Below are 20,123 nucleotides of genomic sequence, written 5' to 3'. Positions count from 1 at the left end.
GGTTATTTGAATGACTCAAATAAAAGATAATCAGGCAAGAAAAGGGATCGAAATAACTGTAGCGAAGATTTGTTATATCGCAATAATCTCTTATTGCGACTCTTAGGCGTTGAAATTGATATTGAATGAATAATTTGACTAATTCCGCAGGTGGAGATATTAAGCAAGTTAAGAAGTACTTTTATATCAAGATTCAACTTGTCAAATCTTCCAACAAAATCGAAGTCTTCACCAAGAAAGTCTTCATATACAGATATTTCTCTTAATTCTCTTAGAGGATATTCAGAGGAAATGTTCATATGTGATCTGCAATAGTTATAGTACTGATAAATATTCTCTTCTGATAGGTAGTCTGCATCAAATTTTTGAATATTAAAATATGCGTTGGGAAATCTAGTCAGACTTAAAAGTCTATCAGAAGGATTCCTAATCCAGGTAAATTTAAAATAATGATCCCAATAATCACGATATAGTTGCTTACTTTGTTTATAGTTTAGATGTTTAGAATTGGGATCTATATTATACCAATCCTGTCCGACAATTAACCGTTCAATGAGAGTTCCAGCTGTTCCAGGTATATGCAAAAATATGCATTTATATTTATGCGAAATCATATTTTAAAAAACTAACACCAATCAATCTTAGCATTCTACGCATCTCAATAAAATGGTGAGAAGACAGACTTCTTTCATCCTCTAGAAATATTGACCTTTTTGATTGGTCTCTGAGAATCATAGCAAGTATTGAAAAGCAACTATACGAACCAATAAATGTCTTTGCACCAAGAAAGCGTATGAAGGTGTCAATATCTCTATTATCAATAATTAAACTCTCTGTAAGTTCGAGTTTAACTTTTCCAGTCTCTATTAGCTTGTCCAAGAAATTAAACCTTATTCTTTCACCCTGACTAAAAACTGTCACTTTTTCGCCCTGATTAATCAAAGTAGTAATAATCTTAAGATAAAATTTATCGTCTAAATACAGGCTATTGGCATAATCAAGAGTTACATCCCCCCTTCGCATATGTACAACAACATCTTGACTATTTGGTATCCTAATTTTGAGGCATTTCTTAATTTCATCATGAAACGACGGGACTAATGCTAATAATTTGCCTGGGTCTTGATTTAATTGCAATTCATATATTTTCTGAGGTGGTAAAAATATAAAGTTATCAAGCAATGTTTTTAGTTTTTTTATGTCGAAAGGATCAAATTTTTGAAGACTTACAGTATTATATTTCTTATCAATCTCTGAAAAATTCTTAAGGCGTTGAAAACTAAAAATATTGTTCCAATGGGTGCAAACACCTAGAAAAGATGCATTAAAATGTGAATTGGTTATTTCGGCTAAAATTATTGCTGGCAAGATATTAAAAAATTGATGTCCGAGACGTCCACTTGGATCAACACCAGGTTTTATAATATTAGATCTAATCATTAGCCCTATATTGTGAATTGCTTCGATAAACTTCTGTCATAGATCCTTGCAAAAACAGAGATTCCCATACACTATAACACAAAATATTATTTTTCTTCATTATTCTGCTTATATGCCAGTCAATTGGTAAAACCTTTGTTTTTGATTCTTTTAGGAATTTTTGTGAGCAATTTCTATTTATCATGTATGCAGATGTGCATTGCGAAAATCCCGGTGTAGCTTGCCAAATATAAGTATCTGGTGGTTTATTGAGTGGCTTAATACCAAGTGATTGACTGAGATCAATAAAGAATGGTTCATTATATAAATTATTTTCAGCATGTTCAACTACCTGATAAAGACTTTCGTTGATATGTGATATTCCTGTGTTTATATAAGAATCATCTTCTAAAACCAAACAGTAATTACAATTGCTTCTTAAAAAGGCTTCAAATATAGCATAATGCTGATGTGTTAGATCAATATTCTTATGCGACAAACTATTTAGTGCTATTTTCCCCCAATCTATACCATTTAGATGTTTTTTTATCAATTCGAGTTTCCAATCTTGTTGGTATAATTGCTCGATATACGTACATTCAAAGAAATTGATTGTCGCAAGATTTTTATATAGTAAATCTCTGATATCATTTGTTTGCGAGAGGGTCTGTTTTTTTAAATTATCTAAATTCAAAGCCGATTTATTGTCAACTTCCTGTTCAATAGAGATCATATAGTCTTTATAGAGTAGGCTTTCAGCAAGAATAGATATGTTTTTCTTTCGACTCAATAATTTTGTATAATGTACTATCCCTAAAAACATGTCATCTAATATAGGATTTAACATTTTTCTACAAACGGTTAATCGACACATTACTAATATCACCGCAAAAGAAGGAACAGCAATTTATAACGATAGGATCAGAGGTTACAATGTTAATCTTTGGAATATTTAAACCTTTTGCTTTGAATAGCTTATTCATTACATATATTGTATAAAATAAGCTTTTAATTAGACTAAATTCGGATTTTCTAACATCAAACTCTTTTAGATTTTTAATGCGCATGTCTCGCCAAGCATTAAAATAGTCGGTTACTACAATCTCCTTTTGTAAGATTTTGTCTCTTTCGTCTTCGTGATACCAAGAAAGGGGTGTACTTGGGTCTAGACCAAAAATATTTATGCATTGATAATTCATTAAATAGGCAATTGAGATAGCTCTATTCATGCTGCCTCGGAAATTTAATGGGTCTGAAGTTTTACTTTCGATATACTTTTTAAGACAATAAAGCATTGCCGAATCAGTAGATTCATTAATATAAAAATACGTAGGGAGATACAGTTTTTTCTTCTTTGGGAAGGATATATATCCATATTGATTAGTAATGACCTGATTATTTACGAAGTATGTCACGTCTGTAGCCTCATGCTTGTCAATTATTGATCCTATTTGTGAACAGAATATAGTATCCAATAAATTATTGACCCTCTTGAACTCTGAACTCTCTTTATCATCATTATTAAGGGCAAATAATGGCTCAAATATAAAGTATCGCAACTTTATTTTACTATAGATCAAAGCACTAAAGCCCAAAGTATCGTTGCTTTGATCTAGTAGATCAAAACTACTTAAAAGTGAAGGTCCGTTGCCTACAATATTTATTTTTTGAGTTTTTTGTCGATTAGCTAAATTTATATCAGTTATCAACTGAACATTTTCATGCATTAATGGTGAAGTTATCCTCTGCATTGAATTATTTTTTATTTTCATTTTGACTCCTGCTAATATCTTTTAAGATTAACTGAATTAACTTGTCTCTTATTCTTGGATAATGTGAACCTTTGATTAATCCAGGAGTAAAATTTGAAATCAGAAAATTTTCTCGATTTTTTAAAATATTCTCTGCGTTATCTTCATGTATTGAACCTAATCTGCCAATATTAGGGTGTAATACCAATAAATTATTTTCACTTATTGCGTGCTTGACTATATTCCTAAATTTTATATAGTTATTTAATAATAGTGATTTATGCACAAAAATAAATGACTCCGTCAACCCGCAGCCATGAATTAATGGTATAAAACCCTGATTTTCAAGAATAGTTTCGATTTCTTTCGATGCTTTTTCTGTGACATCATATTGCATGTTGGTCGTTTGTATTTCTATATCTACTATCTGCGAAAGAGTTTTGAGTTCGAAATCTTTCAAGCCTCTCAAAAGATCAAGCTCACCGCCTTGAATATCAATCGATAGAAAATCATATGGATCTTTTGACTTTAATTTTGCTATATTAATAGTATATACTTCCTTGATTTGAAAATCTTTGCTTTTTGCCCAACTTTTTGTGAGATCAGTTGGTTTTTTACACGACGATTGTCCAAATCCATTAGTGTAGAAAATTTTTTTTTCCCATGAGTATTCTGAACATGCATAAGGAATGACACGTCCTTCAATATTTAGACACTCGTCTCTTAGTAATTGAAACTGCACTAAGCACTTATTAATTAGCTCTTCTTCACATTCTACATAAGTAATATCGGTTACGCCACATCTTTGATAATCTCTTATCTCATCATCAATAGTCCCCGCACCAATATGCAAAACTCTCACAACATTCTATAAGTTGGTTTTATTATGATAGCATAACGCCTTTTATAGCATGTACCTATTTTAATTATGATACTTGTAATAGGATCTACGGGAATGCTAGGAAGTTCTTATGTTAGGCATCTCTCTTTAAATAATATACCTTACCATACAATATCTCGCAACATTGGATCGTCTTACTGCATTGACTTGCTTCATAGTTTTGCTGAGATAGAGAAACTTATAATAGACAATAAATATAGTGCTGTAATTAATTGTGCAGCAATCGTCTCTCTAGATTATTGTGAAAGATTTCCATCTCTGGCTATGCGAGTAAATTCAGATCTGGTGTTATGTTTGGCTTCTATATGTGAAAAAGTAGGATCTATTCTAATGCATATTTCTACAGATCATTTTTTTTCAGGTGACGGTAATTATCTTCATCCTGAAGATCATCCAATTGTAATTAATAACAACTACGCTTACTCAAAACACTTAGGTGAACTTAATGCTCTTAAATTTCCTAACACAATAGTATTAAGAACTAACGTAACAGGCTATCGAAACGGTTCATCATCAACATTTATTGAATGGTTGCTATTTTCACTGATGAATAATGAGCCAATTATACTGTTTGATGATTTCTTTACCTCCACCATTGATGCAGATTGCTTTGTACATAACTCTCTTCTTTTGTTAGAGTGTGAATTCAGAGGTTTATTGAACTTATCAAGCAATCAATGTATTTCCAAATACGAATTTGGTCTTGAGCTTTCGAATTTCCTAAATCTTGACTTCACTAATGTCTCTATTGGATCAGTTGTAAAGCTATTGCCACGAAGATCAAATAGTTTGGGCCTAGACTGTTCATTTATTGAAAGTATTCTCAAAAAGAATATGCCAGACACTATCGATGTGTTAAAATCGCTTACCTTTTCAAATATTTCTCCTGATTGAATAATATGTATTTATTTGATTCTGATAATCCTTTATATTTCATAGCTGACATTGGTGCCAACCATGATTCTTCTCTCAAAAGAGCAAAAGCATTAATCAAAACTGCTGCTGAGTCAGGTGCAGATGCTGCAAAATTTCAAAATTTCTTTGCGCATTCTATTGTTTCCGATTTAGGATTCAAACAACTACCAAATAGCATTTTATCTCATCAAGCTGAATGGACAGAGTCTGTTTTTGACGTATATGACAAAGCATCTTTGTCTCTCGAATGGACTGAAGAACTTCATTCTTACTGTAAGGAATGCGGTATCAGCTATATGACAACTCCATATGATATATCAATTTTAGAATTTCTGAATCAATATGTTGCTTGCTGGAAAATTGGTTCCGGAGATATTACTTGGCTTGATTTAATATCAAAGGTGTCACAGCTAGGTAAACCAATAGCTATAGCTACTGGAGCATCAAACTTTACGGAGGTTTGTCAAGCAGTTAATACCGTACTTCAACATACTAAAAAAATTATATTAATGCAATGCAATACTAATTATACAGGATGTTTAAGTAACTTTGATTACTTAAACCTTTCAGTATTGACAACATATAAAAATTCTTTTCCAGGAATTACTCTTGGGATTTCTGACCATACACCTGGTCATATTTCAGTGCTTGGAGCTATTACACTTGGTGCTCAGGTTATAGAAAAACACTTTACTGATGATAACAACCGCAAAGGTCCTGATCATTCCTTCTCAATGTCTCCTTCTGCGTGGGAAAGCATGGTGGAAGCTTCTTATTTACTCCATCGTTCAATTGGAGATGGCGTTAAACGTATAGAAGATAACGAAATTAATCCTTCTATTGTTCAACGACGGGCCATAAGAGCAAATTGTGATATTGAAGCTAATTCGATAATTCAAGAATCAATGGTTGAATTTCTTCGTCCTTGTCCTAAAGATGCTCTTGCACCGAGTTCATCGTCTTTGGTTGTAGGCCACCGTACATCTATATTTATTCCAAAAGGAGAGACAATTAAATTAGAATATATTTTTTAATTTATGAAAGTTGCTGTAATTCCAGCTTTTAACGAAGCAAAGACTATCTATTCAGTTGTCTCCCAGGCACTGTGTCATGTCGATCATGTAATTGTAGTCGACGATTTCAGTGAGGACAAAACCGCATTTATTTCAGAGACAGCGGGAGCAGTTGTGATTTCAAATTCAAAAAATATTGGATATCATTATTCAATAATGAAGGGAATTCGATATGCATTTGATATTTACTCTGCGGATCTTGTGATAACTCTAGATGCAGATGGTCAACACATAGTTGACTTTATTCCAATTCTTGCTTCTCGTCTGAAAGATAATAACTTTGACATGGTAATTGGGTGTAGGAAGTCTTTTCCGCGAAATTCAGAATTATTCTTTTCATTTCTATCTCATTATCTCCTTGGTATCAACGACCTTACATCTGGAATGAAATGTTATTCCAAAGATATCGAACAATTACTCAGACTATCACCTAATTTCGATAGTCTGGGAACTTCTATTTCAATTTTAGCATCACTCATGCAATATAAGATTTCCAATGTAAATATCGTAGTTAGGCCGCGATTGGTTGGAACAAGTCATTTCGGATCATCTTTTCATTCTGAGGTTAAACTATGCTTGATCTTGAGTAGAGTCTTCTTTTATTTCTTTTTTACTAGATTTACACTGATAAATTTTTGCAAGGTGAAGTAATTGTTTTCTCTGCAGCGGTTGCCTTGACCAAAAGGCCTCTCATGGTGCATTATGAGAACTGTGAATGGTTGATTCCATTCCTTGCGGATGTAGCTCAGTGGTAGAGCATCTCCTTGCCAAGGAGAGGGTCGAGAGTTCGAATCTCTTCATCCGCTTATTTGTCTGAGTCTCAAATTTTTTTTTGAGGGATTCCTCTTAACTCTCAATATCAAAGAGGCTTATATTATCCCAATGAATTATCTTAACAAAAAATTTTTTTAATGTCGTTTTCTTATGAAAACAAACAGCGCGGATGCAGTGATAAATAAAATTTTTTTAAAATATTTGCATGTCGAACCAGCTATTATTGCACTAAGTTAAGTGGTATAATCAAGACAAAACTACAGGCAGGCAGCATTTCAAAGAGATCGATGACGCTTGCGGCCAAGTACTAGTTCCGCTGAATTAAACGACAAAAAAGCTCATGCCCCAATTAAGTAATACCAGCGCTACCCACACACCACCCCCTAAAAGAATAAGACGATTAGAGCGCCCACTGTCTTCAGTAGAGGCGTAAAGGACAGGTACAGCAACAATTAACGCGAATGACGTCACCACCAGGGCTAATACAGTGAGAGTGTTTAGAAACTGCATGATTCTGTAAGTCTGGCCGCAATTCTCACACAACAGCACTGCTGAGTGGACGAGGAAGTGATGATGTCTTCACACGCTGTGGCCCCTACGATTTGAAGCCTCGATCAGGAGCCTGTGCCGAGATCCATCGACAGCTCCATGGAACTATCCCTGCAAGGCAGCCTCTTTGGCGCGCCTGAGCCAACGGTCAATGCCCCAAACACAAGACCATCAACTGGCGATCTGCCGAACCCGTTCAACTCCGATCACAACCTCAGCGATGCAGACCTAAGCAAAGACGCCTTGGCTCGACCGCGCCGACGCAACGAAACCAGCGGATCAACACCAACGGCCGGAGTTGATCCAGACGACCGAGCAGATGAAACCCGTGACGACACCACGTCCACCGACGAGCCGGCATGGGGCCACCACAGCCAACTCAAACCTGAGCAGCTCACACCGGTGCTGCGCCATTACGTGGAACTCAAAATGGCGCACCCGGAGCGGGTGCTGCTCTACCGGTTAGGCGACTTTTTTGAATGCTTTTTTGAAGATGCCATCACCTTGTCGCGTGAGCTAGAGCTCACCCTTACGGGAAAAGATGCCGGAAAAGCGATCGGGCGGGTGCCGATGGCGGGCATTCCCCATCACGCCGCCGAACGGCATTGCAGCGATTTGATTCGCCTCGGGTATTCCGTAGCGCTCTGTGATCAACTCGAAACCACCCCCACCAAAGGCGCCCTGCTGAAGCGGGACATCACCCGCGTGCTCACCCCCGGCACGGTGCTTGAGGAAGGCATGCTCACGGCCCGACGCAACAACTGGCTTGCCGCGGTGGTGGTGGAGCCAGCCACCCAACACCAGCCATTTCGCTGGGGATTGGCCCAAGCGGATGTGAGCACCGGTGATGTGCAGGTGTTGCAGCGGGAAGGCAGTGATGGCTTACATCAACACCTGGCGCGGCTTCAGGCCTCCGAACTGCTTTGGAGTGGCGACGATCCTGCTCCGGCCTGGTGCCCAGATCGCGTCGGACTCACGCCAATGAGCAGCACCCCCTTCAGCCGCCCTGAAGCGGAGGCTGTGCTGCTGGAGCACTACAACCTGGCCAGTCTCGATGGCATCGGTCTACCGGAAGTACCGCTCGCCCTGCAGGCCATCGGCGGTTTACTGCAGTACGTCGGCGACACCCAACCGCTCGAAGACAACGCTCGAGTTCCCCTGGACGTGCCCGCAATCGTTCACAACGGCGACAGCCTCGTTCTAGATGCCCAAACCCGCCGCAACTTGGAACTCACCGCCACCCAGCGGGATGGGCTACTGCAGGGATCGTTGCTATGGGCCATCGATCGCACCCTCACCGCCATGGGAGGGCGTTGCCTACGCCGCTGGATTGAAGCCCCGCTTATGGATCGTTCTGCGATCCAGCAACGCCAAACCGTGGTGAGCCGCCTTGTGGAGAAGCGGCCCTTGCGCCAAACGCTGCGCCGACTGCTGCGACCCATGGGCGATCTCGAACGGTTGGCAGGACGCGCCGGAGCCGGCCATGCCGGTGCTAGAGATTTAGTGGCCATCGCCGACGGGCTGGAACGACTGCCGCAACTCGCCGCTCAACTCAACGGCCAGCTCACAGATGGGCCTGCATGGCTCCAGGCACTGTTTGATCCACAACCACAGCTACAGGAGCTGGCAACAACCGTCAGCAACACACTGAAGGAAGCGCCGCCACTGTCCCTCAGCGAAGGGGGGTTCATCCACGATGGAGTCGACCCTCTTCTCGACGGTCTGCGCAACCAACTCGATGATCAAGACGCCTGGCTCGCGCAGCAAGAACGACAGGAGCGGCAGGGGAGCGGGATCAGCACCCTGAGGCTTCAACACCACCGCACCTTCGGCTACTTCCTCGCGGTGAGCAAAGCCAAAACATCAAGCGTGCCGGACCACTGGATCCGACGCCAAACGCTCGCCAATGAAGAACGCTTCATCACCCCCGAGCTCAAGGAGCGGGAAGGACACATTTTCCAGTTGCGTGCCCGTGCCTGCCAGCGCGAGTACGAGCTGTTCGTGCAGTTGCGGGAGCAGGTGGGACTGATGGCCACATCAATCCGCGAAGCCGCTCGGGCGGTGGCCGGGCTCGATGCTCTGACTGGCCTGGCGGACGTGGCCGCCACCAGCAACTTTTGTGCGCCTGAACTGACCAACAACCGTGAGCTGACTCTCTCGGCAGCGCGGCACCCCGTGGTGGAACAGCTGCTGGTGGAAACTCCCTTCACACCGAACGATGTAGCCCTCGGCAACGGCAGAGATTTAGTCGTGCTGACTGGACCCAACGCCAGTGGCAAAAGCTGTTATTTGCGCCAAATCGGTCTGATCCAACTGCTCGCTCAAGTCGGCAGCTGGGTGCCCGCCAAAGAGGCGAAAATCGGCATTGCCGATCGGATTTTCACCCGCGTTGGTGCCGTCGATGATCTCGCCGCTGGCCAATCCACCTTCATGGTGGAAATGGCCGAAACAGCCAACATCCTGCATCACGCCACATCACGCTCTCTGGTGTTGCTCGACGAGATTGGGCGAGGCACCGCCACCTTCGATGGCCTCTCGATCGCCTGGGCTGTGAGTGAACATCTGGCCGGCGACCTCAAGGCCCGCACCGTGTTCGCTACGCATTATCACGAGCTCAACGCCTTGGCTGGCGAACGCGACAACGTGGCCAACTTTCAGGTGATGGTGGAAGAAACGGGTGACAATCTGCTCTTCTTGCACCAGGTGAGGCCAGGCGGAGCCAGCCGAAGCTACGGCATCGAAGCCGCACGTCTCGCTGGTGTTCCAATGGCGGTGGTGCAGCGCGCTCAGCAAGTGCTGGATCAACTGGGAGATTGAGCCGTCTTGAAACACCCCATCACCACCGTGCTGTTTCATTACGGCACGTTCCAGCCGCTATGGCAGCAGGCATCACTACTGCAGGCCGGCCCCCGGATTCCTGATGGGCCTGAGTCACTCCACCTGAACGAGCCGACAGTGCCAAGACTCCTCGAAGCTCTCGCTCGACGGCGCTGGGACAGTCGTGGCGTGTTGCTGCATTACAGCGACCCGTTCCTTATGCGAAGCGCTCCATTGCGCGATGTACGCGCCTGGCCTGGGCCAACGTTGCTGGCATGTGGAGATCTCCATCACGGACCAGCACCGATCGAGACCCTTGAGGGTTATCTGAGGAAAGAACCCCACGACGCCGTACTCCTCACATTCAATCCGTCATCGGTCGACGGCGTTCAACAACGCCTCAAGGTTCCGGTGCGCTGCCTCGCTCCAACCTTTTTTCGTTACCCGACAGCCACCCCCACCCCGATCAGCCAACGTCGCTTGGAATTGCTGCATGTGGGAAGTCTTGGCCCCCATCACCCCCATCGTCGCGAGCTTGTAGAAGCCTTAATCGACAGGAAGTCTGTGCCCTTCAGACATGCCACAACACGCAGTGCAGAAGAGGCAGCAACCCTCTATGCCCAACATGCTCTTGTCCTGAATGTGCCCCTCAACAACGACCTCAACCATCGCTTTTTTGAGGTGATGGCCGCAGGAGTCGCTCAGGTGATTGTCGGGGACCGCAATCTGATGGGAGACCTACACCAACTTGCTGATCGTCCTGATGTGTTCTGGGCCAACTCACTGGACGAACTAGAAGCTCTCGTTCAACATCTTTTTGCTAACCCTGAGGCACTCCTGAGCATCCCAGTCGCTTCCCCTAGCAATTTGCCACTAACAAACCTTTTGAAACAGGCACTAGCCCCTTGAGATTTGGAGAGGAACGCAATCAAACATCCATCCACCAAACCCATGGCTCCAATCCGGTTGGTTCACCACGCGCCAGGTGCCCCCGGGCTCCGTTTTTTTGGACTAGGACCGAATTTCATCCCATCCCGCGCACTGCTCAAACTGCAGCGGCTATTAGATCGCCATGCCTTCTGGGCCCGAGGCCGGAGCTTCGAGCAGTTGCGGCGGCTTTTATCAGGAAGTGACGCAGTCGTGAGTGTTTGGCGCGGCAAGCGTCTGGTGGGTTTCGGGCGAGCCACCTCCGATGGATTCAGCCGAGCCGTCCTCTGGGACATCGTGGTGGCAGGCGACTTACAAGGCCATGGCTTGGGTCGACGCGTGCTGGAAGAACTGCTGCATGCGCCCGCCGTAATAGGGGTGGAACGTGTTTATTTAATGACGACAAATAGTGCAGGTTTTTATAGTCAACTGGGCTTTCAGACTGCTGAACCTCAACAGTTGATGGTGCTACGCCGCTGAACAAAACGAGAGTTGGGCAAACTAATTTTGCAGTTGAATCTTATTCGCGAAAACAGCATAATGAGAAAAATTAACAATTTCCCAGAATAAAATCTAAAATGAGCAAACATTTTCAATTGTAAAAGTTTGATCACTGCGGGATCGGCGTTTGCCGCAAGAGGTGAATCACATGACCAGCGCGATTCTGATAGCGATAAGCCTCCGCCTCCTGGATCGATCCGAAACGCTGTATATCCTCTGGGGCTATTTGCCACTCCAAGGAGTCCACACCCTTCAGATTGCCATGCAAATGCTGAAGTACATGAATAAATTCATGACTAATTAACATACAGCGAACGGCAGCACTCATCGATCGCTGCTTCAAGGTAATCGTTCCGAGACGGCCATGCTCTGCCCGATAGGTTGCATCTTTGCTAACTAATTCAGGCTGGCCAGCGAGCACACGAACTCCAAGCCGTTTCCCTTGTCGTAGTAGCGCTTCATCCAGCGATGGATCTTGCTGGCATGTTGTGAGATTGCCAGAAGGCGGGAATGTGTAATTAGGGAAACTTTGCTTATCGCGACGGGAAAAGACTTGTTGCTGCCCTCCTGTCGGAATCGTTGATTCAGCAGAAAGCCTCCAACTGCCGATCAAAGCGACACTGAATGGAATCAATAGAGGCCAAAAACTACGAATCATGATATGCCTGACTTACCAAAATGGCCTTGATTTGAATTAAAGGCAAAACAAAGAACTGACAACATTTTGCAAGGGACAATCCGAAAGAAATTAATCTCATAAAAGCATAAAATTTTAAACCTCTACCTATTTATCAGCGGCTGCCGGCCATCTTTTGGCGCAGTTGCTTCACCCGATCACGCAAGTTGGCCGCCTCTTCAAAGTCGAGCTTCTTGGCGGCATCCTTCATCTTGCTTTCGAGCTGATCGATCAATTCGGGCAAGGCCTCGAGTGCCAATCCCGCATCGGCATCTTTTTCTAAGGCCCGAACCGCTTTACCCGCCACCTCCACCAGGTCGGCATCAGGGCCGTCTTGCTTCAGCTTCCTGGACAACTCCAGGAAGCTCAAAATCGAATTGCTCGCCTTCTTGCCCGCAGCCGTCGGAACGATGCCGTGCTCCTCGTTGTAGGTGTGCTGGATCTTGCGCCGTTTCTCGGTGACATCAATCGCCTTGAGCATCGAATCGGTCATGTTCTCGGCGTAAAGCAGCGCCTTGCCCTCCACATGGCGCGCCGCCCGACCGATCGTCTGAATTAAGGAACGCTCAGCCCGCAGGAAACCCTCCTTATCGGCATCCAAAATCGCCACAAGCGACACCTCGGGGAGATCCAAACCCTCCCGCAGCAGGTTCACTCCCACCAGAACGTCGTATTCACCGAGCCGTAAATCTTGAATGATCTCGATCCGCTCAATCGAATGGATCTCCGAGTGGAGATAACGCACCCGTGTGCCGTTTTCGGCCAAATAATCGGTGAGATCTTCTGCCATCCGCTTGGTGAGGGTGGTCACCAAGACCCGCTGATTCTTCGCAGCACGATCCCGAATTTCGCCCAATAAATCGTCCACCTGGCCGGTGGTGGGCCGCACCTCAATTAGTGGATCCAACACCCCAGTGGGACGAATGACCTGTTGCGCCACCTGACCAGTGCTCACCTCCAATTCCCAATTGCCCGGCGTGGCACTCACGAACACTGTTTGACGGGCCTTCTCCCAAAATTCTGAGCCCTTCAACGGCCGGTTATCGGCGGCACTGGGCAGCCGAAAGCCGTGGTCTACCAACACCTTTTTACGGGCTTGATCGCCGTTGTACATCGCCTGCAATTGCGAGCAGGTGACGTGGCTTTCATCCACGATCAGCAGCCAATCGTCCGGAAAGTAATCAATCAGGCATTCAGGCGGTGTGCCCGCCTCTCGACCGGCCAGATGCCGGGCGTAATTCTCCACGCCATTGCAATACCCAACTTGGTCGAGCATCTCCAAGTCGTACTTGGTGCGCTGCTCCAGCCGCTGCGCCTCCAACAATTTGCCTTCGCCATTCAAAAACTCAAGACGATCTCTGAGTTCCATGCGGATCGCCTTAATCGCGTCGTCTAAACGGTCTTTCGGAGTGACGAAGTGCTTCGCCGGATAAATGTTGATGTCCTCCAGGCTCTGCAAAATCTCCCCGGTGGTGGGGTCGACGTAGCGGATCGCTTCCACCTCATCGCCAAACAACTCAATGCGCACCAACCGGTCGTCGTAGGCCGGACCAATTTCCAGAACATCACCCTTCATCCGAAAACGGCCCCGAGCGATTTCGGTGTCGTTTCGGCTGTACTGGTTGTTGACCAACTCCCGCAACTGCCCGCGAATGTTGAGGGTGGCTCCCACTTCAAACTTCACCGCCGCCTTGAGGTATTCACTCGGAATCCCCAGGCCATAAATGCAGCTGATCGACGCGACCACGATCACATCGCGCCGCTCAAACAAGGAGCGGGTGGCGGAGTGGCGCAGCATGTCGATCTCTTCGTTGATCGACGCGGTCTTGGCGATATAGGTATCGCTCACCGGAACGTAGGCCTCCGGTTGGTAGTAGTCGTAGTACGAAATGAAGTACTCAACGGCATTCTCGGGAAAAAACTCCCGCAGCTCGTTGCACAGCTGAGCCGCCAACGTCTTGTTATGGGCCAACACCAACGCCGGTCGCCCGGTCTGGGCAATCACATTGGCCATCGTGAAGGTTTTGCCTGTCCCCGTCGCACCAAGGAGGGTCTGATAACGCTCGCCACCATTCACCCCATCCACGAGTTGGGTGATTGCCGTGGGTTGGTCCCCTTTTGGGGAATAGGGCGCCGTGAGATCGAAGGCGGGCATGAACGGGCGAGCCTTAATGCCGGCTGGTCAGGTTAAAGCCACCAACAGCGGCATCGGGGTTCAAAAAACACTCAGGCCAGCGCTGCTCGGATCAGGTTCACATCGCCCAAACCAAGCAAACGAATGAACACGGTGCTCAACACGCTGTAAGCCACAGCCCCCAATACAGCGCTGGACAGGCCATTTTTAAGCCGGAACCCGTCAATCAACACCGCCGCCAAGCTGAACAGGATCACTGTGATCAGCCAATTGAACAGCCAGCTCACCGGAGCCAGCAATCCACCCAGGCTGGCCACAGCCCAGGGCAACGCCAACAAAAGCTTTAACGGAACAATCAGCAGCGTCCCCAACAAACCAATCAGCGCTGCAGAACCGAGGGCCGTTGAAAAGCCTGAAAACTCCACCCCCAACGGCATCGCCGCCACCAGAAGGAGCACCAAAGCCCGAACCGGCCACTGAAACAGCCAGCCAATCGGACCCATGGAGCTCCTAACAGCGTTAAAGCCAGGCTAGGCGTGGTTTAGACGCTGACCCGCACAGAGGACCTGAGGGCTTCCCGCAAGCCCCGCACCACGGCCACCATGGCCAGCTCATCGTTGAGGCGGTTCACCGCAGATCCAACACCAACACCGGCGGCGCCGGCAGCGATCGCCATCGGCACTGTGATGGCGGAGAGCCCTGAGGCACACAACACCGGCACTGTCGACACACGACTGATGCTGTGGGCTGCGGCCAAGGTGGGGGCCGCCTTTTCGATCAGGCCAAGGCTGCCGGCACTGAACGGCTTGGCGCTGGTGCCGCCTTCGGTCTGAATCAGATCCGCACCAGCCGCCACCAAATCAATCGCCAGCTGCTCTTGCTGGTCCATCGGCAACACGTGAGGCACGGTGACACTCAGAACCACCTCGGGGAGGAGGGAACGGGTGCGGCGAGTGAGTTCGATCACCTCAGCTGCACCAAAGATGCGGCCCTCGGGATAAAACGCATCGAAATTACCGATCTCCACCATTGCGGCTCCAGCTGCAACCGCTGCGGGGAAAAGCTCAGGCTCCACCGATGACACACAAACCGGCACGCCACCGGACGCCTCGATGGCCAGGGCAACCAAGGCAGGATCACAAGCCACATCGATGAGGTCGGCCCCGCCGTGGCCTGCGGCACGAGCGACACGACCGACGCTGGCGGGATCAAAATTCATCAGGCCGGCGATCACCTTGAGGGTCGATCGCTGCTCGAGGCTGCGCTGTAGAGCGACGGGCAGTTGCTGAAGACGGGACATGGGACTGGACAGCGATGCCCTAATTCTCACACCGTGGAGGAAAGTCACCTTCAATCGTTGTCCTGGACTCCCTGGCATCACCGGCTGCACCAGCAGCTGCTCACCACCCCAGACCTGCTCCCCCAGGGCAAAACACTGGTGGTAGCGGTATCGGGTGGCCAAGATTCGATGGCGTTATTGGGCCTGCTGCGGGATCTAATGCCCGTGCATCAGTGGAGGTTGGTGCTGTGGCATGGCGACCACCATTGGCATCCACACTCCAGCCAAATCGCCTCAGAGCTGAATCAGTGGTGTGACGGCCAGACCCTCCCATTGCAGATCGATACGGCCCCAGAAGATGTACCCCAAACGGAAGCGGATGCACGCAGCTGGCGCTACCGCTGCCTCACTCAGTTGACCCACACCCACCGAGCTGATGCGGTGACCGGACACACCGCCAGCGATCGAGCGGAAACCTTGCTGATGCAAATGAGCCGAGGCAGTGATTTGGCCGGTCTCGGCAGCCTGCGCGCGGTGCGACCGCTTCAAGCCCATGCTCCGGAAGGACCCCAGCTGCGTCGGCCACTCTTGGGTTTCAGACGCAAAGAAACAGCCCAAATTTGCAGCGATCTGCAGCTGCCCATTTGGAATGACCCGGGCAACCAATCCCCGGATTTCGCCCGCAATCGAATCCGCCACGAGGTGATGCCTGTGCTGGAGGAGCTCAACCCCGGCTGCAGCCGTCGCCTCGCCGACTTTGCGGAACGAATGTCCCAACTGCGGGACACACAACACAACCTGGCGGCGTTAGCCCTCACAACGCTGCAAAACAAGGCAGGACTGGATCGCAAAGCCCTCGGGCGATTGCCCCAGCCGACGCGCCGGCAACTGTTGGCCCAATGGCTGAATCAGCAAGGCGTTCCTGGCCTGGATGCGCCAACCCTGGAACAGCTAGGCCATCGGCTTCGTCAAGCTGCCCCAGCCGGCGAAGCCCACCTTCCCCAAGGCTGGATTGTTAGCTGGCAGGGCTCTGATCTGATCTTGCAGCCGCCCGCAGCAGAGCGTTAACGGCCGCAGCGACGAGTCCTGCACCGCCTCGGGTGCCCTCCAGCCGAATCTGCGCCAAGCCACTGTGCTCTAGATGGCGTTTGCTCTCGGGCACACCAACAAAGCCCACGGGCATGCCAATCACCAGGCTGGGCTTCGGTGCATCGGCCTCCACCTGCGTGAGCAACACCTCCAACGCAGTGGGAGCACTGCCAATCAGCACCAGAGGGGCAGGTCGCTCAGCAGCGAGCTCTTGCCAAGCCAACAACAGCCCTGCCGCTGTTCGCGTCGACCCTGACGGAGCCAAAGTTGGGGCCCACTCGAGCACCGTTCGCACGGGAACGCCCAACGTTCGCTGCGCCATCGGTCGAATCGCCGCGGCCGCCATCTCCGTATCCGTGAGGATCACCGCGCCAGATTGCAAAGCAGACAAGCCAGCCTCACAGGCGCCCTGACTAAAGCGGAGCAACTCAGCAATGGAAGGGTCACCACTGCTGTGGACGAGGCGCTCCAACACCTCCTGCTCCAACGGCTGCAGCCCGGTGTCCCCCAGCAACGCGCGAATCCTGCGGATGCTTTCGGTAAAAATCGGGTGGTCTTGGGCCATCCCGGCCATCATCAACCCATGCCGATCCATTTGATCTGGGGAGATGACGCTGCAGCGCGGGATCGAGCCATCGATGGCTTGATCCAAAGCTGCGTGGATCCCAGCTGGAGCAGCCTCAACCTCAGCCGCCTCGATGGCGCCGAAACGGGCCAGGCCATCCAAGCGCTTGAAGAGGCAAGAACCCCACCGTTCGCCACGGGTGAACGCTTGGTGCTGCTACAGCGCAGCCCCTTCTGCAATGGCTGCCCAAGCGAACTCGCCGACCGCTTCGAAGCCGCCCTTGAGCTGATTCCCAACAGCAGTCATCTCGTGCTGGTGAATCCCAGCAAGCCAGATGGACGGCTGAGGACCACCAAAACGCTGCAAAAGCGGATCAAACAAGGGCTGGATCTGGAGCAAAGCTTCCCGTTACCAACGGCTTGGGATGGCGCTGGCCAACGCCAGCTGGTGCAGCGCACAGCGGACGCTTTATCGCTCACGGTGGAACCAGATGCGATTGATGCTCTGGTGGAAGCGATTGGAACCGACAGCGCCCGATTGGAATCAGAGCTTCGCAAACTCTCCCTGCGCACCACAACGATCACTGCCGCCCTCGTCAAAGAGCTAGTGGGCGGACGAGCCACCAATGCCCTTGCGGTGGGTGATGCCCTACTGGATGGCAATGCTGGGGAAGCGATCGCCCGCTGGGATGCGCTGATCGATGCGGGCGAACCGGCCTTACGCATCGTTGCCACCCTCACCGGGCAACTCCGAGGCTGGCTTTGGGTGAGCCTGCTCGAACAACAAGGAGAACGCGATGTGGCCGTCATTGCCAAAGCCGCCGGCATCGGCAATCCCAAACGGATCTATGTGATGCGGAAACAGCTGCAAGGCCGCCAACCAAAACGGTTGTTATCGCTGCTGGGACGACTGTTAGAGGTGGAGGCGCTGCTCAAGCGGGGTGCCCTTCCAGGCAATGCCTTTCGAGACGGACTGCTGGGCTAGCCGTCACAGTGAGACAATCCCCTGCTGTTAGAGACTGCTGAAATGGCCCTGCTGGTGCAGAAATTTGGCGGCACCTCCGTCGGCAGTGTCGAACGCATTCAGGCTGTGGCTCAGCGCATTGCCCGTTGCCGCGAAAACGGAGACGACGTCGTGGTGGTGGTGTCCGCCATGGGGCACACCACCGATGAACTCACCGGACTGGCGATCGCAAGTTGCTATGGCCGATGGGCGACCTGAAACAATTAGTCGGATACCTTTGACGGCGTTGAACGGGTCTAACTAAAACAGTCTGAAATCCTACCCATTACCACCAACGATCTCTCCGGACGCCGATCCCCAGCAATTAATGGTGCAGCGGAAATGAGTTACCTCAATCCTGTAGGGCCCAGCGGAACCAAATTCGTCAGATCAATCGATGCAGCGGTCAGCGTCTCAGGCCGATCAACAAAGGCCTGCCAAGTATTATGGCAATTCAATAAACCGAAACTTACGCAAAAGAGATTACTTCTTTAAGAATAACAAATATCAGCAAATACAACATTATCAATCACAATGCTATTTCAAAGGGAGTCTAAAATTGCTGCTTCAATCTATAAAGATTGGGCCAAGCAAGCGATTAATTCTAACAACATGGAATATGGAGAATTTTGGGGAAGATACTGGAATAATAACAAAGAAATATTTTGCGATCCTGAATTCTATTTATCATTTTTTGACCATGAAAGATGGAATGTCAAAGAATTTTGTGACCACAACAATCCTTTTTATATTAAATATTCAAAAGGGAATTACCAAGCTCAAATTAATCTGTTTAGAACGATTTCCATTTTAACGCAAACAATACTCTCGGGCTTTTTCAAAAACAATTTTGAGGCCTGCCCAATGTTACTTGATTTATTTTCTGCGCTCAATAGCAATTTTCCTTTAATATTTCCGGGAGATCCACAGTACCCGGTTTATTATGATGACACAAGGATAAAAATGCACCAGAGATTCAAAGATAAACGGATAGTAACGACAATGTTTGGAAATAGAGATGTGCACAACTTCTACTCTTTTGCGTTATGTCATTTTACACTTAACAAAACATTAGAGTATAATGACAAAAAGCGCTCTATCGTCGAAATCGGTGGCGGTTATGGCGGCCTATGTTGCTTAAACCTCCTCCACAACAAGGAAATTGAATATGTATTGGTCGATTTACCTGAAGCATCTTGCATACAACTTTTTGTACTACTAAGCATTCAAGACATTCTGGGCTGTGACATTGAAGTTCTTCTTGAAGAAGAAAAGTGGATAAAATTCCCTCTGAACGAGAAATCAGAACCTACTTTAAAAAGGGTTAGAATTGTCCCGTCCAACCTTTTTCATAGCACTGAAATACAAAATATCCACACGGAGGTAGATGCTGTACTCAACTTCAAATCAATGATGGAAATGCCTCCTAGCGAATTAAATAAATACTTTAACTTTATCAATCAAATGCCAATTAATTCTTACTTTATAGCTACAAATAGGTATACTAAAATTTCCAATTTGGTGGACTACCCTTTATCAGATTTTTGGCAATTTGAATATTCGTACCCCCATGTAATAATGGCATGGCATCATGACTTTGTTCTCAAAAAAATTAATTCAGATACAGAAAGATTTCAGGACTTTTACAAACAAAGGATAAATATGTACCATGAAATTTGGAAAAAGTATAATGGAATTCCCCCTGCAGAAGGGTTTATGATCAATAATTTGTTCAGTTGATTTTCAACTTT

General features: G+C 47.6%; 20 protein-coding genes, 1 tRNA gene and 1 pseudogene. 11 read left to right on the top strand and 11 right to left on the bottom strand.

Annotated elements, in window-relative coordinates; genetic code table 11:
• Positions 1 to 2: 2 nt before the first annotated feature.
• The 5 genes from SYNCC9902_RS12995 to SYNCC9902_RS00420 are packed head-to-tail and all read right to left on the bottom strand — an operon-like array spanning position 3 to position 4,023.
• On the bottom strand, positions 3 to 614 hold the full coding sequence (locus SYNCC9902_RS12995) for a sulfotransferase family 2 domain-containing protein (protein WP_011358932.1): 612 nt from the start codon (positions 612 to 614) through the stop codon (positions 3 to 5).
• Complete coding sequence (locus SYNCC9902_RS00435) at positions 601 to 1,440, bottom strand: hypothetical protein (RefSeq protein ID WP_011358931.1); 840 nt, start codon at positions 1,438 to 1,440, stop codon at positions 601 to 603. Before SYNCC9902_RS00435 ends, SYNCC9902_RS12995 begins: the two co-directional genes overlap by 14 nt.
• Positions 1,433 to 2,242: a glycosyltransferase family 25 protein gene (locus SYNCC9902_RS00430; protein ID WP_198001743.1), complete on the bottom strand. Its 810-nt coding sequence runs from the start codon at positions 2,240 to 2,242 to the stop codon at positions 1,433 to 1,435. The genes SYNCC9902_RS00435 and SYNCC9902_RS00430 overlap by 8 nt, the downstream gene beginning before the upstream one ends.
• A 28-nt stretch (positions 2,243 to 2,270) precedes the next feature.
• Positions 2,271 to 3,191 carry a hypothetical protein gene (locus tag SYNCC9902_RS00425; protein ID WP_011358929.1) on the bottom strand — a complete coding sequence of 307 codons (921 nt, stop codon included), beginning with the start codon at positions 3,189 to 3,191 and terminating at the stop codon, positions 2,271 to 2,273.
• Positions 3,175 to 4,023, bottom strand: coding sequence for an FkbM family methyltransferase (locus SYNCC9902_RS00420; RefSeq protein ID WP_041424686.1), 849 nt, complete (start codon positions 4,021 to 4,023; stop codon positions 3,175 to 3,177). Before SYNCC9902_RS00420 ends, SYNCC9902_RS00425 begins: the two co-directional genes overlap by 17 nt.
• 75 nt (positions 4,024 to 4,098) lie before the next feature.
• Between SYNCC9902_RS00420 and SYNCC9902_RS11860 the strand changes: the two genes are divergently transcribed.
• The 4 genes from SYNCC9902_RS11860 to SYNCC9902_RS00415 all read left to right on the top strand — a co-directional run bounded on the left by SYNCC9902_RS11860 (position 4,099) and on the right by SYNCC9902_RS00415 (position 6,865).
• Positions 4,099 to 4,965: a dTDP-4-dehydrorhamnose reductase family protein gene (locus SYNCC9902_RS11860; protein ID WP_011358927.1), complete on the top strand. Its 867-nt coding sequence runs from the start codon at positions 4,099 to 4,101 to the stop codon at positions 4,963 to 4,965.
• Positions 4,966 to 4,970: 5 nt separating this feature from the next.
• On the top strand, positions 4,971 to 6,020 hold the full coding sequence (locus SYNCC9902_RS11855) for an N-acetylneuraminate synthase family protein (RefSeq protein WP_011358926.1): 1,050 nt from the start codon (positions 4,971 to 4,973) through the stop codon (positions 6,018 to 6,020).
• Between the two features lie 3 nt (positions 6,021 to 6,023).
• Positions 6,024 to 6,710 carry a glycosyltransferase family 2 protein gene (locus SYNCC9902_RS11850; protein WP_011358925.1) on the top strand — a complete coding sequence of 229 codons (687 nt, stop codon included), beginning with the start codon at positions 6,024 to 6,026 and terminating at the stop codon, positions 6,708 to 6,710.
• 83 nt (positions 6,711 to 6,793) lie between these two features.
• Positions 6,794 to 6,865, top strand: a tRNA-Gly gene (locus SYNCC9902_RS00415).
• 289 nt (positions 6,866 to 7,154) lie between these two features.
• Here SYNCC9902_RS00415 and psbZ read toward each other — a convergent pair.
• On the bottom strand, positions 7,155 to 7,343 hold the full coding sequence (psbZ, locus tag SYNCC9902_RS11845; RefSeq protein ID WP_011358924.1) for a photosystem II reaction center protein PsbZ: 189 nt from the start codon (positions 7,341 to 7,343) through the stop codon (positions 7,155 to 7,157).
• A 138-nt stretch (positions 7,344 to 7,481) separates the two neighbouring features.
• Between psbZ and mutS the strand changes: the two genes are divergently transcribed.
• Genes mutS through SYNCC9902_RS00400 form a run of 3 tightly spaced genes read left to right on the top strand, consistent with a single transcriptional unit; the run spans position 7,482 to position 11,606 of the window.
• A complete protein-coding gene (mutS, locus tag SYNCC9902_RS00410) occupies positions 7,482 to 10,199 on the top strand; it encodes a DNA mismatch repair protein MutS (RefSeq protein WP_011358923.1) in 2,718 nt (905 codons plus the stop codon).
• 6 nt (positions 10,200 to 10,205) lie between these two features.
• A complete protein-coding gene (locus tag SYNCC9902_RS00405) occupies positions 10,206 to 11,108 on the top strand; it encodes a glycosyltransferase (protein WP_011358922.1) in 903 nt (300 codons plus the stop codon).
• A 42-nt stretch (positions 11,109 to 11,150) separates the two neighbouring features.
• Positions 11,151 to 11,606 carry a GNAT family N-acetyltransferase gene (locus SYNCC9902_RS00400; RefSeq protein WP_011358921.1) on the top strand — a complete coding sequence of 152 codons (456 nt, stop codon included), beginning with the start codon at positions 11,151 to 11,153 and terminating at the stop codon, positions 11,604 to 11,606.
• Between the two features lie 130 nt (positions 11,607 to 11,736).
• Here SYNCC9902_RS00400 and SYNCC9902_RS00395 read toward each other — a convergent pair whose 3' ends face one another.
• The 4 genes from SYNCC9902_RS00395 to SYNCC9902_RS00380 all read right to left on the bottom strand — a co-directional run bounded on the left by SYNCC9902_RS00395 (position 11,737) and on the right by SYNCC9902_RS00380 (position 15,737).
• Positions 11,737 to 12,285: a hypothetical protein gene (locus SYNCC9902_RS00395; RefSeq protein WP_011358920.1), complete on the bottom strand. Its 549-nt coding sequence runs from the start codon at positions 12,283 to 12,285 to the stop codon at positions 11,737 to 11,739.
• Positions 12,286 to 12,418: 133 nt separating this feature from the next.
• On the bottom strand, positions 12,419 to 14,458 hold the full coding sequence (gene uvrB / locus SYNCC9902_RS00390) for an excinuclease ABC subunit UvrB (protein WP_011358919.1): 2,040 nt from the start codon (positions 14,456 to 14,458) through the stop codon (positions 12,419 to 12,421).
• Between the two features lie 71 nt (positions 14,459 to 14,529).
• A complete protein-coding gene (locus SYNCC9902_RS00385; RefSeq protein ID WP_011358918.1) occupies positions 14,530 to 14,940 on the bottom strand; it encodes a phage holin family protein in 411 nt (136 codons plus the stop codon).
• A gap of 38 nt (positions 14,941 to 14,978) precedes the next feature.
• A complete protein-coding gene (locus tag SYNCC9902_RS00380; protein ID WP_011358917.1) occupies positions 14,979 to 15,737 on the bottom strand; it encodes a DUF561 domain-containing protein in 759 nt (252 codons plus the stop codon).
• Positions 15,738 to 15,770: 33 nt separating this feature from the next.
• On the opposite strand from SYNCC9902_RS00380, the gene tilS reads away from it, so the two are divergent.
• Entirely contained in the window at positions 15,771 to 16,784 is a 1,014-nt protein-coding gene (tilS, locus tag SYNCC9902_RS00375; RefSeq protein ID WP_011358916.1) for a tRNA lysidine(34) synthetase TilS, read from the top strand.
• Here the strand turns inward: tilS and SYNCC9902_RS00370 are convergent.
• A complete protein-coding gene (locus SYNCC9902_RS00370) occupies positions 16,732 to 17,379 on the bottom strand; it encodes a precorrin-8X methylmutase (RefSeq protein ID WP_011358915.1) in 648 nt (215 codons plus the stop codon). The genes tilS and SYNCC9902_RS00370 overlap by 53 nt on opposite strands.
• Positions 17,380 to 17,388: 9 nt before the next feature.
• Between SYNCC9902_RS00370 and holA the strand changes: the two genes are divergently transcribed.
• From holA to SYNCC9902_RS00355, 3 genes and pseudogenes are all read left to right on the top strand, one after another.
• Entirely contained in the window at positions 17,389 to 18,354 is a 966-nt protein-coding gene (gene holA, locus SYNCC9902_RS00365) for a DNA polymerase III subunit delta (RefSeq protein ID WP_011358914.1), read from the top strand.
• A 42-nt stretch (positions 18,355 to 18,396) separates the two neighbouring features.
• A pseudogene (locus SYNCC9902_RS00360) lies at positions 18,397 to 18,564 on the top strand (hypothetical protein); the annotation flags it as partial.
• Positions 18,565 to 18,906: 342 nt separating this feature from the next.
• Entirely contained in the window at positions 18,907 to 20,112 is a 1,206-nt protein-coding gene (locus SYNCC9902_RS00355; RefSeq protein WP_011358912.1) for a hypothetical protein, read from the top strand.
• The last annotated feature ends 11 nt before the right edge of the window (positions 20,113 to 20,123 follow it).

It is taken from the genome of Synechococcus sp. CC9902 (assembly GCF_000012505.1).
Classification (GTDB): Bacteria; Cyanobacteriota; Cyanobacteriia; order PCC-6307; family Cyanobiaceae; genus Parasynechococcus.
Note: the sequence above shows the minus strand (reverse complement) of the source record. Positions and strands in the feature narration are given on the sequence as shown.

Coding starts and splice junctions, on each gene's coding strand:
- SYNCC9902_RS00355 (WP_011358912.1), top strand. CDS start 18,907: ATGCTATTTCAAAGGGAGTCTAAAATTGCTGCTTCAATCTATAAAGAT.
- SYNCC9902_RS00385 (WP_011358918.1), bottom strand. CDS start 14,940: ATGGGTCCGATTGGCTGGCTGTTTCAGTGGCCGGTTCGGGCTTTGGTG.
- SYNCC9902_RS11855 (WP_011358926.1), top strand. CDS start 4,971: ATGTATTTATTTGATTCTGATAATCCTTTATATTTCATAGCTGACATT.
- SYNCC9902_RS00425 (WP_011358929.1), bottom strand. CDS start 3,191: ATGAAAATAAAAAATAATTCAATGCAGAGGATAACTTCACCATTAATG.
- SYNCC9902_RS00370 (WP_011358915.1), bottom strand. CDS start 17,379: ATGGCCGGGATGGCCCAAGACCACCCGATTTTTACCGAAAGCATCCGC.
- SYNCC9902_RS12995 (WP_011358932.1), bottom strand. CDS start 614: ATGATTTCGCATAAATATAAATGCATATTTTTGCATATACCTGGAACA.
- mutS (WP_011358923.1), top strand. CDS start 7,482: ATGGAACTATCCCTGCAAGGCAGCCTCTTTGGCGCGCCTGAGCCAACG.
- SYNCC9902_RS11860 (WP_011358927.1), top strand. CDS start 4,099: ATGATACTTGTAATAGGATCTACGGGAATGCTAGGAAGTTCTTATGTT.
- psbZ (WP_011358924.1), bottom strand. CDS start 7,343: ATGCAGTTTCTAAACACTCTCACTGTATTAGCCCTGGTGGTGACGTCA.
- SYNCC9902_RS11850 (WP_011358925.1), top strand. CDS start 6,024: ATGAAAGTTGCTGTAATTCCAGCTTTTAACGAAGCAAAGACTATCTAT.
- SYNCC9902_RS00380 (WP_011358917.1), bottom strand. CDS start 15,737: ATGTCCCGTCTTCAGCAACTGCCCGTCGCTCTACAGCGCAGCCTCGAG.
- SYNCC9902_RS00395 (WP_011358920.1), bottom strand. CDS start 12,285: ATGATTCGTAGTTTTTGGCCTCTATTGATTCCATTCAGTGTCGCTTTG.
- holA (WP_011358914.1), top strand. CDS start 17,389: ATGCCGATCCATTTGATCTGGGGAGATGACGCTGCAGCGCGGGATCGA.
- SYNCC9902_RS00400 (WP_011358921.1), top strand. CDS start 11,151: ATGGCTCCAATCCGGTTGGTTCACCACGCGCCAGGTGCCCCCGGGCTC.
- SYNCC9902_RS00430 (WP_198001743.1), bottom strand. CDS start 2,242: ATGTTTTTAGGGATAGTACATTATACAAAATTATTGAGTCGAAAGAAA.
- uvrB (WP_011358919.1), bottom strand. CDS start 14,458: ATGCCCGCCTTCGATCTCACGGCGCCCTATTCCCCAAAAGGGGACCAA.
- SYNCC9902_RS00435 (WP_011358931.1), bottom strand. CDS start 1,440: ATGATTAGATCTAATATTATAAAACCTGGTGTTGATCCAAGTGGACGT.